Origin of the sequence: Helicobacter salomonis, from assembly GCF_900197775.1 — a bacterium.
Taxonomy (GTDB): Bacteria; Campylobacterota; Campylobacteria; order Campylobacterales; family Helicobacteraceae; genus Helicobacter; species Helicobacter salomonis.
In genome coordinates this window covers 1-9,938 of sequence record NZ_FZMA01000059.1, presented here as the reverse complement: position 1 = coordinate 9,938, position 9,938 = coordinate 1, and the positions used below count along the sequence as shown (strand labels likewise).

General features: G+C 43.8%; 7 protein-coding genes and 2 rRNA genes. 7 read left to right on the top strand and 2 right to left on the bottom strand.

Translation table 11 applies throughout. The annotated features are described in order from the left end of the window. The first annotated feature begins 281 nt into the window (after positions 1-281). The 6 genes from C6H04_RS07615 to C6H04_RS07590 all read left to right on the top strand — a co-directional run bounded on the left by C6H04_RS07615 (position 282) and on the right by C6H04_RS07590 (position 7,024). A 23S ribosomal RNA gene (locus C6H04_RS07615) occupies positions 282-3,170 on the top strand. Between the two features lie 240 nt (positions 3,171-3,410). After that, a 5S ribosomal RNA gene (rrf, locus tag C6H04_RS07610) occupies positions 3,411-3,526 on the top strand. A 38-nt stretch (positions 3,527-3,564) separates the two neighbouring features. Beyond that, positions 3,565-3,783: a hypothetical protein gene (locus C6H04_RS07605; protein WP_104732811.1), complete on the top strand. Its 219-nt coding sequence runs from the start codon at positions 3,565-3,567 to the stop codon at positions 3,781-3,783. Between the two features lie 131 nt (positions 3,784-3,914). Then, positions 3,915-4,808 (top strand): glycosyltransferase family 4 protein, encoded by an 894-nt coding sequence (locus C6H04_RS07600; RefSeq protein WP_233711307.1) that lies wholly within the window; start codon positions 3,915-3,917, stop codon positions 4,806-4,808. Between the two features lie 314 nt (positions 4,809-5,122). Further along, positions 5,123-5,626: a pyruvate kinase gene (locus C6H04_RS07595; protein WP_104732810.1), complete on the top strand. Its 504-nt coding sequence runs from the start codon at positions 5,123-5,125 to the stop codon at positions 5,624-5,626. A 117-nt stretch (positions 5,627-5,743) separates the two neighbouring features. Continuing rightward, positions 5,744-7,024, top strand: coding sequence for an adenine-specific methyltransferase EcoRI family protein (locus C6H04_RS07590; protein WP_104732809.1), 1,281 nt, complete (start codon positions 5,744-5,746; stop codon positions 7,022-7,024). 110 nt (positions 7,025-7,134) lie between these two features. Here the strand turns inward: C6H04_RS07590 and C6H04_RS07585 are convergent, their stop codons facing one another. Both C6H04_RS07585 and C6H04_RS07580 read right to left on the bottom strand, forming a co-directional pair. Beyond that, positions 7,135-8,025, bottom strand: a complete 891-nt coding sequence (locus tag C6H04_RS07585) for a hypothetical protein (RefSeq protein ID WP_104732808.1) — start codon at positions 8,023-8,025, stop codon at positions 7,135-7,137. A 2-nt stretch (positions 8,026-8,027) separates the two neighbouring features. After that, the gene (locus tag C6H04_RS07580; protein WP_104732807.1) at positions 8,028-8,579 is read right to left on the bottom strand and encodes a KwaA family protein; all 552 of its coding nucleotides are present in this window, start codon (positions 8,577-8,579) and stop codon (positions 8,028-8,030) included. A gap of 155 nt (positions 8,580-8,734) precedes the next feature. Here C6H04_RS07580 and C6H04_RS07575 point away from each other — a divergent pair, with 155 nt between their 5' ends. Further along, the gene (locus C6H04_RS07575; protein WP_104732806.1) at positions 8,735-9,886 is read left to right on the top strand and encodes an MFS transporter; all 1,152 of its coding nucleotides are present in this window, start codon (positions 8,735-8,737) and stop codon (positions 9,884-9,886) included. The last annotated feature ends 52 nt before the right edge of the window (positions 9,887-9,938 follow it).

The following is a 9,938-nucleotide window of genomic DNA, read 5'->3' as shown; positions in this document are numbered from 1 at the left end:
CCCCCACCCCTTCAGCCACTCTTAAGCTTTCCAGCTATATAATGCGCTTTTGCCTAAGCAAATGTGAATGGCTTGAGGGCTTTTTCTTGAAGCGTGTTTTTGAGGTTTTGCCTAAGAGGTGCGTTTTTGGAGTGTGTCGCTGGAAAGTCTTTGCTTAGTGTTTTTTGACTTTTCATTGTCAATAGCCTATGTAAAGGTAAAAACTACAAAGCCAAAGAATTATACTCAATAAGGCGGTAGAAATCTTATCAAGGCAGTTTAGCGGATATGCTAACTGAAACAAACAAGATGTTAAGAGTAGATGGTGGATGCCTTGGGTAGTAGAGGCGATGAAGGACGTACTAGACTGCGATAAGCTGCGTGGAGCTGTCAAGAAGCGTTGAGGCGCAGATGTCCGAATGGGGCAACCCAACTTACAGCAATGTAAGTTACTCTATTTAGAGAGCGAACCTAGCGAAGTGAAACATCTCAGTAGCTAGAGGAAAAGAAATCAACGAGATTCCCTGAGTAGTGGCGAGCGAAAGGGGAAAAGGGCAAACCGGGTGCTTGCACTCGGGGTTGAGGACGACAACATTCAAGGGGTTTGTCTAGCAGAGTTACCTGGAAAGGTAAGCCATAGAAGGTGATAGCCCTGTATGCGAAAGATACACCCTAGATAGTCGGATCCAGAGTAGGCCAGGACACGGGAAATCCGGGCTGAAGCCGGGGAGACCACTCTCCAACCCTAAATACTACTACTACACCGATAGCGCACAAGTACCGTGAGGGAAAGGTGAAAAGAACCGTGGGTAACGGAGTGAAATAGAACCTGAAACCATCTACTTACAATCATTCAGAGCCCTATGATTTATCAGGGTGATGGACTGCCTTTTGCATAATGATCCTGCGAGTTGTGGTGTCTGGCAAGGTTAAGTGAAAACGAGCCGTAGCGAAAGCGAGTCTGAATAGGGCGCTTTAGTCAGACGCTGCAGACCCGAAGCCAAGTGATCTATCCATGGCCAAGTTGAAACGAGTGTAACAGCTTGTGGAGGACTGAACCCGTGCCCATTGAAACGGGCTGGGATGAGCTGTGGATAGGGGTGAAAGGCCAAACAAACTTGGTGATAGCTGGTTCTCTTCGAAATATATTTAGGTATAGCCTCAAGTCATAACAAGAGGGGGTAGAGCTCTGATTGGGCTAGGGCTGCTCGCCGCAGTACCAAACCCTGTCAAACTGCGAATACCTTTTGTTGTATCTTGGGAGTCAGGCGGTGGGTGATAAAATCAATCGTCAAGAGGGAAACAACCCAGACTACCAACTAAGGTCCCCAAGTTCTATTCTGAGTGGAAAAAGATGTGTGGTTACTCAAACAACCAGGAGGTTGGCTTAGAAGCAGCCATCCTTTAAAGAAAGCGTAACAGCTCACTGGTCTAGTGATCATGCGCTGAAAATATAACGGGGCTAAGATAGACACCGAAGTTGTAGATTGCCCTTTGGGGCAGTGGTAGAAGAGCGTTCTGTGCAGCGTTGAAGGCATACCGGTAAGGAGTGTTGGAGCGCACAGAAGTGAGCATGCAGGAATGAGTAGCGATAAGATGCGTAAGAATCGTATCCGCCGTAAATCTAAGGTTTCCTACGCGATGTTCGTCATCGTAGGGTTAGTCGGGTCCTAAGCCAAGTCCGAAAGGGGTAGGCGATGGGAAATAGGTTAATATTCCTATACCAATTAGGGTGTGCGATGGGAGGACGCATAAAGTTAGGTGAGCCAACGGATGGAAGTGTTGGTCTAAGAGCGTAGATTGGGAGATAAGGCAAATCCGCTCCTGTATTCGAAACTTGAACAGGCTCTTTGAGGTCTTCGGATCAAGAAGAGAATCACTGATACTATCGTGCCAAGAAAAGTCTCTAAGTTTAGCCCTAATTGTCCGTACCGCAAACCGACACAGGTAGATGAGATGAGTATTCTAAGGCGCGTGGAAGAACTCTCTTTAAGGAACTCTGCAAACTAGCACCGTAAGTTCGCGATAAGGTGTGCCTACGCAAGTAGGTCTCAGCAAAGAGTCCCTCCCGACTGTTTACCAAAAACACAGCACTTTGCCAACTCGTAAGAGGAAGTATAAGGTGTGACGCCTGCCCGGTGCTCGAAGGTTAAGAGGATGGGTTAGCTCGCAAGAGCGAAGCTTTGAATTGAAGCCCGAGTAAACGGCGGCCGTAACTATAACGGTCCTAAGGTAGCGAAATTCCTTGTCGGTTAAATACCGACCTGCATGAATGGCGTAACGAGATGGGAGCTGTCTCAAAGAGAGATCCAGTGAAATTGTAGTGGAGGTGAAAATTCCTCCTACCCGCAGCAAGACGGAAAGACCCCGTGGACCTTTACTACAGCTTAGCACTGCTAATGGGAATGCCATGCGCAGGATAGGTGGGAGGCGCTGAAGCAGATACTTTGGTGTCTGTGGAGCCATCCTTGAGATACCACCCTTGGCGTTTTTGTTAGCTAACTGGCTTATGTTATCCATAAGCAGGACAATGCTTGGTGGGTAGTTTGACTGGGGCGGTCGCCTCCTAAAAAGTAACGGAGGCTTACAAAGGTTAGCTCATGGCGGTTGGAAATCGCCAGTTGAGTGTAATGGCACAAGCTAGCTTAACTGCAAGAGAGACAACTCAAGCAGAGACGAAAGTCGGTCATAGTGATCCGGTGGTTCTCGTGTGGGAGAGCCATCGCTCAAAGGATAAAAGGTACCCCGGGGATAACAGGCTGATCTCCCCCAAGAGCTCACATCGACGGGGAGGTTTGGCACCTCGATGTCGGCTCATCGCATCCTGGGGCTGGAGCAGGTCCCAAGGGTATGGCTGTTCGCCATTTAAAGCGGTACGCGAGCTGGGTTCAGAACGTCGTGAGACAGTTCGGTCCCTATCTGCTGTGGGCGTAGGAAAGCTGAGGAGAGCTGTCCCTAGTACGAGAGGACCGGGATGGACATGCCACTGGTGCACCAGTTGTTCTGCCAAGAGCACCGCTGGGTAGCTACGCATGGTTGTGATAAGAGCTGAAAGCATCTAAGCTCGAAGCCAACTCCAAGATAAGCTTTCCCTGAAGCTCGCATGAAGACTACATGTTTGATAGGGTGGGTGTGTAAGTGCAGTAATGCATTTAGCTAACCACTACTAATAGAGCGTTTGGCTTGTTTGGTTGATAAGGTATCACCGCCTTGTTGAGTGTAATCAAAGCTTTGTAGGAACTGGAGCGTAGGTTATTGACAAAAGCGAAGCTTTTTAAGCCTTTTGTTGCTTTTTTAAAGCAAGAATGCTACTCTAGCGTTTTTGGTTTAAGTTTGCGCCTTTGGCTTGCTTGTAGCAATCCTTTAGCTACAAGCTCAAGGCTTTAGTCAGTCACAAAGCTTTTCAAAAAGCTTTGTAAAAGCTTTGCTTTCCCCGTGTCCCTAGTGGAGAGGAAATACCCAGCCCCATCCCGAACCTGGAAGTCAAGCTCTCTAACGCCGATGATACTGCCCTTTGCAAGGGTGGGAAAGTAGGGTGATGCGGGGATGATCTCCTATCATATTTTTCTAAAATAAGTGGTCTCCATGAAAAGAATTATCATTAACGTGCACCCTTTGATGGGGAAATGGACGGGCGTTGAAGTGTATATTTTGGCTTTGATCCAAACTTTAGAAAAGCATTTTGCGCACCAAGAAGTAGAAATCGTGCTATTTGCCTACGATAAACTTTATTCTAGTCTTGAGGAATTATTGAAATCCCGTTCTCTCTCTCTCTCTCTCTCTCTGATAATCCACAACCACTAAAACCACACCCTAAAACTTTTCTCCAACGCCTTAAAAACATCACCCCAAGTAAAATCTATCGTTATTTTAAAACCAAAACAGGACACTTTTTAGCACATTGCACCACCTTTGGCTTGCTCGGAGATTTTATTTTGTTCGTCAAATACCGCTTTTTGTGGAATCGTAACAAGACTTTAAGGGGCAAATCCTTTGACCTATGCATTGAGGCAGGGTGGCCTATCTACTACATCCATCCCGTTAATGCCAAGAAAACCTTAGTTTGTATCCATGATTTGCCCCTGTGTGATCCTCAAAGTTGGTTTCTATCAAAAGAAAGCATAGCCCTTTGGAAGCACTACATTTATCCTAAAATGGCGATTTGCACGCAAGCCATTTGTTTTTGTGAATATGTCAAATCTGATATTCTCAAAACTTTTCACTTTTCCTCTGAGTGTGTGCATGTGATTTATCACGGGTTACGCACATACCGCGTTGAAGCTTGTGAGAGTTTGCCCCCCAACTTAGGGGAGTTTATTTTAGCAGTCGGGCAAGCCAAGCGCAAAAATATTTTGCGCTTAATTGAAGCCTTTAAACTTTTGCCCCAAGAGTTACAAGGGCGTTTTAAAATCGTTTTAACAGGCACACACAACGATTTAAGCGAGTCTGAAAGATGGTATAGCCAACAAGACTTTATCGTCAACTTGGGCTATGTGTCCGATGCCCTGTTGCAAACTCTATACGCCAACGCCCGCTTGTTGTGGTGGGGAAGTTTGGCCGAGGGCTTTGGTTTGCCAATGGTGGAGGCGATGCGCGCCTCTTGTGTCATCTTGGCTAGCAATGTGTCTTGTATGCCTGAGATTTTGGGCGATGCGGGGATTTATTGTAACCCCTACAATGCGAAAGACATCTCTAAACAGCTAGAAATCGCCCTAACTGATGAGAGTTTGCGCCAAGAGTGTATCCAAAAGGGTTTAGAGCGTGCTAAACTTTTTGACTTTAATGAGAGCATGCAAAAGCATTTAGAGATCATAGAGCAGATGTTGTAAGGAGGAGGAATAGCTGGTAAGATAAGGCGCGCTCTTACAAGGTGAAAAAGGTAGGTGATGCGGGAGAGTTTTTGGTAATTCACTTGCTCCTGCTTGTTTAATTTTAGTTAGATTTTTTTCTTCATCTTCCTTCGTCCGCGATGACTTTTTCGTTTCTTCTATAAAAATTGTTTTTGGCTTTTTAAAACTTGACTTTCTATCCTTCAAAATTTTTTAAGTTCTTATGCGCGACAATCCTTAATCCTTAAAATTACGGGTTTTGGAGGACTGAAGGTTGGGGGTGGGTATATAGATATAAAAATTAGGAGGTTTTGATGTTTATAGATGTTTCAAATGTCCCTTTTCAAGAGTTTTGGCACATGCAAATCCACCAGCAACACATGCAAGTAAAATGGGAGGTGGTAGATGTGCGTCAAATTTTAGAAAAATATAGCTTCATTGGTCTAGCGGATTGGAAAGAGGGAGAGGAGCAAATTAGAAATTTCTTAGAGGTGATGCGGGTAAATGACATTGTAGCGATTAAACATGGGCGAGCACTTGTTGCGCTAACACAGGTCATTGGTGGGGCATACGACATTAGAAAAGATAGAAGTTTGTGTATCACAGAAAAACCAGACCCTTCAGTAGATTGGATGCATTACAGGCGACCCGTTAAGATTTTAGATTGGGCAAGTGAGGGGCAGACAATCCCACAGGGCAGAGGCACTTTAAACAAATGCATAAGCCCGGGGGCAGAAACCTCACAGATCATCATGGGGTGGTATGAAAAGGTGAGAGAGGCCTTGAAAGCTAAAGGCGAGAGGGTTATTTTAGTTTAAAAAATCTCCCTTGTTATCCTCTTGCAAGGGCGGGCAAGGCGAGGGGTTGCACAGATTCTTAAACTTGTAGCACCCCTTGTGTTAAAATGCCCCTTTGCAAACTCTTAAAGGTAGCCCATGCCCAAACAATATCTTTACATCGTCCAATCCAGCCTAGAGCCCAGCAAGTGTAAAATTGGCATCACCAATGACCTAGCCAGACGGCTTAAAGAATACAACAATATCACAGGCACCTCACAAGAGCACACCTACAGCTACCTTTTCACCTGTGAAGTCTCTAACATGCGCCAAATCGAGCAGGACTTTAAAAATGCTTTTGCCCATTTAAGGGAGGTGCAAACCCGTGAGATTTATTTTTACAACCCAAGTTTGTTTGAAACTTATTTAAGTTTCATCAAAGCCCATCCCTTATTTGTAGCCCAAATCAACATCAAACCCCCCAAGCCAAAAAAAGAGCCCAAGCCCTTAGTCACGCCCAGCATGATTGATCGGGGCGTTACTAGAAAGACCCTACTAGACAAAGCCAGAGAAGTTAAAGATGATGAGTTTTATACAAGGTATGAGGATGTGGAAAAAGAGCTATCCTGCTACCCTCTAAAAATATGGCAAGACAAGGTCGTGTTTTGTAACTGCGATGATGCGATCGGAGAGAATAGAGATTATACCGACTCCAGTGCCTTTGCCCTGTATTTCTTAAAGCACTTTTTCAGGCTCAAGCTGAAAAAACTCATCTGCACGCATTATGGCAGTAAGCGGGATTTATTCCATGCGGGCAAAAAGGGCTATATTTTTACCAAAGAGGGGGCGAGTGAGATCAAGCACACCCCGCCAAATTATAATGGCGGCTTTGAAGAGACGGAGTCCTTAAGAATTTTGAATGAAGAAGCCGACATTGTCTGCACCAACCCGCCCTTTTCGCGCGCCATAAAATATTGGCAAATCCTCATTCAAAGCAAAAAGAAATTCATCATCCTCTCCAATATCACAAATTGCGTCAATACCGCCTTTATCCCTTACTTTGCCAAAAAGAAGGCATGGGCGGGCTTTCATAGTGTGGATTGGTTTTTAACTCCTAAGCGCCAAGTAGTGCGTGCTGCTGCGCATTTTTTCACCAATTTTCCTATCAAAAATAGAGCTAATATTGCACGGCTAAGACTTATGCTCCTAGAGCAAATCCCAGATAGCTATAAAAGATTTGATGATGGCGGGGTGTTGCTTGTGGATAATAACTATATCCCTAGCGATTATGATGCGCCTTTTGCCGTGTCTGCACGCCAAATTTTAAATGGTGTGCTGGAGTGTGGGTTTAAAATTGTCAAACTATCAAAATATGTCCCTTATATTGAGGGCAAGGAAAAATTTGCAAGGGTTTTGATCTGCAGGACTAAAGCAAAGTGAGACTAAAATGCAGGGGTATGGGGGTGGAGGTGGGAGACAATTCTTAGACTTGATTTTATATGTCCTTATGCCACTCTATTTTTTGGATACTTCACAGCAACAGGTTGGGTTTAGCGCTTTTTTGCATTAAAAGCGGCAACGACCCGCTGTTCTTGTCCCCCTATTCTTGTAGTGTAATAAGCCTCAAAGATGATGTGATGGAGCTCATCTAAATCAGATACTTCGCAAATTATGAGTTTTCCACCTTTAAGTATTGGAGACTTATATTGCTTGGCATATACGAAATAATCATCCCGCTTACTTAGATTTCTATCATCTTTGAATATTTCCAAGTGCCCCTTTTGAAGCAAAAATTCTATTCTAACGAGTTTTGCTTTTGGCATAGCAGATGTAATTTCATTCGGATCTAAGTTTAAACGCAAATACGAGTAATTAGAGTCCCTGATGTCTTTGAGCCCTTGTTTAATTTCTCGAACCTTATCTTCAAAAAAGTAGGGCAACACACGCTCCACATCCTCAATTTGTCTAAAATAAAGCTTCCCTGTTGCCTGATTCCAATAAACATCTGTGCGATTTTGGATTAGAATAATTGGCTTGTCGTCAATATGTGCCATGCCATTGGTATTGAAAAAAGAGATGGAATTTTTCTTAATAATAGAACCCTGCTTGATCGTTTGAAAATATAATTTGAGGTTATTTTCTTCTTTTACGCGGACAAATAACACCTTAGATTCGTTCCTCTTATTTTCTTTATTTTTTTCTAAAATATCCTTGCTAACAGCATTGATACTAGATGTTTCGCCAGATATCACAAGCCTGTAATCTTTGAGAGCCTCAAGAGGGGCTTGCATAGAAAACACCTCTCCTTTTTGTAGATTTCTCCCATGCCCTTTGATATAATCCACCTCTTGGCGATTCTCATATGCCTTAAAATTCCATATTCCCTTCAAAGACTGATCGCTCACACAATAGATTTTCCCCCGTATCTGAACATAGAGCATGCTTATTCCTTTTCCTTATCTAAAAAAACGAAATCATTGAGTCTAATGAGCTTTGGATATTGCTTTTCTATTTTGAGCTTTCTTTTTGAGATCAAAAACACCTTATATTTTGCGTACATGTGGGAATCACTGGTGATTTGGCTAGGATCGATAGCAACCTCGTAAAAATGGTACCCAAAAAACAAAAGGTAGGGATTAAAATAGGAAAACTTCCCTTTGAGAATTAAAAGATAAATGATGATAAACACCACCGCAAACATGAACCAATTTTCAAGACTGACCGCAATTACAAAATAGGCAATATAAACAGGAATATATTTAGGCTCGGCCACTTCTACCATCTCCACAGCGCGCATTTCATCGGAGGGTGCAATATGCTTTTCAACAAAACATATGTACAGGCGAGACAACAAAGCACAGACTAACCCCCCTAGCAAAACAAAAGCGAGTTCTAAGAGCGTAAAAGTCGCATTGTGCAAGCAAAAAATGATTCCTGCAGGCGTGAGTGCCATAAGCACATAGACAAAGTAAAATAAGGGTAAAAATACCCTCACGCTTTCATACCCTCAACCATGTAAAATATACTGACATATTCTAATATGTGGAGATTAAAGCGCGCACAAAAAACCCAAAAACTAAAGAGAGGGATCGCCAAAGCAGAGACTAGAAAAAGCATGGGGTTATACAAAAACGCGCTAAAATCCCTCCCATGTTCAATCAAAATATCCTTTTTTTATTCTTAGGACAAGGTTTTAGTGGAGCGGTGGTGTCGCTTTTGACCTTTAGTAGTGCGCTCGCGGGGCAGTGGCTTTTAGGGCACACCACTCTAGCCACTCTACCCATTTCGACTACCCTCTGTGGGGCGTTTGTGGCAGTGTTGTTTGCCGCTTCAATCTTTCAAAGATGGGGGAGAAAAAGAGCCTTTGTAGGCGCGTCTTTGCTCGGCGTGATGGGTGGTAGCTTAGCTATTATAGCCTTGTTTGCCAAAAGCTTTCTGCTCTTTTGTTTAGCGACTTTTTTACTAGGCTTTTTCACAGCTCTCAACCAGTTTTATCGCTTTTTGGCAATAGAAGCCATTGATGCAACGCATCAAAACACCCAAAATAGAGCCACTGCTCTTGTAGTGAGTGGTGGGGTTTTAGGAGGCATTTTAGGACCGCATTTAGGCAATGTGGGGATACATCTCTTTAGTGTGCCCTTTGTGGGTTCTTTTGGGTTTGTGGGTTTACTTTGCGCGCTCAATATGGCATTTAGCTTTTTTCTAAAATTAAAACCCTTTAGTGCCAAAGAAAGTCCCAAAGTGCCCATGAAGACCCTCCTCAAAGAACCTCATTTTCTCTTAGCTACCTGTGCGTGTGCGCTAGGCTTTGGCTTAATGACTTTGGTGATGAACGCTACCCCGCTAGCCATGCGTGCTTCTCATTTTAGCCATACTCAAACTAAAAGCGTGTTAGTCGCGCATTTTATTGCCATGTATGCGCCTAGTTTGTTTTTAGCTTTTGTTAGCAAAAGCTTAAGCCCTACATACTTAATCGTGTTGGGCATATTGTGCTATGTGGGAGCTAGCGTCATTGCTCTCTGTAGTGCAAACTTGTTAGCCTTTTGGGCATGCTTGGTGTTAGCAGGAGTAGGTTGGGCACTCAGTTTTAATGGAGGCACTTTTATGCTCAATGCCACTAAATCCGATCACAAACTGCGCCTACAAGGGCTAAATAGCATGTTTGTCTTTGGGGTAAATTTACTAGCTAGCTCTGCTGTAGGTCTGATTTTAGCGTGTGGAGGTTGGGAGATGTTGCATGCCGCAGTGCTAGCCTTAATAGGTTTGTTTGGAGTGGTTTACACATACGTTAAATGCGTCTAATATAACGAGCAACTACAGTTGCTCATAGATGTAAGATATTCTTATTGATGTA

What these genes read in the sequence shown, in the direction of transcription:
- C6H04_RS07605 (WP_104732811.1), top strand. Translation starts at nt 3,565, where the DNA reads ATGAAAAGAATTATCATTAACGTGCACCCTTTGATGGGGAAATGGACG.
- C6H04_RS07595 (WP_104732810.1), top strand. Translation starts at nt 5,123, where the DNA reads ATGTTTATAGATGTTTCAAATGTCCCTTTTCAAGAGTTTTGGCACATG.
- C6H04_RS07590 (WP_104732809.1), top strand. Translation starts at nt 5,744, where the DNA reads ATGCCCAAACAATATCTTTACATCGTCCAATCCAGCCTAGAGCCCAGC.
- C6H04_RS07585 (WP_104732808.1), bottom strand. Translation starts at nt 8,025, where the DNA reads ATGCTCTATGTTCAGATACGGGGGAAAATCTATTGTGTGAGCGATCAG.
- C6H04_RS07575 (WP_104732806.1), top strand. Translation starts at nt 8,735, where the DNA reads ATGTTCAATCAAAATATCCTTTTTTTATTCTTAGGACAAGGTTTTAGT.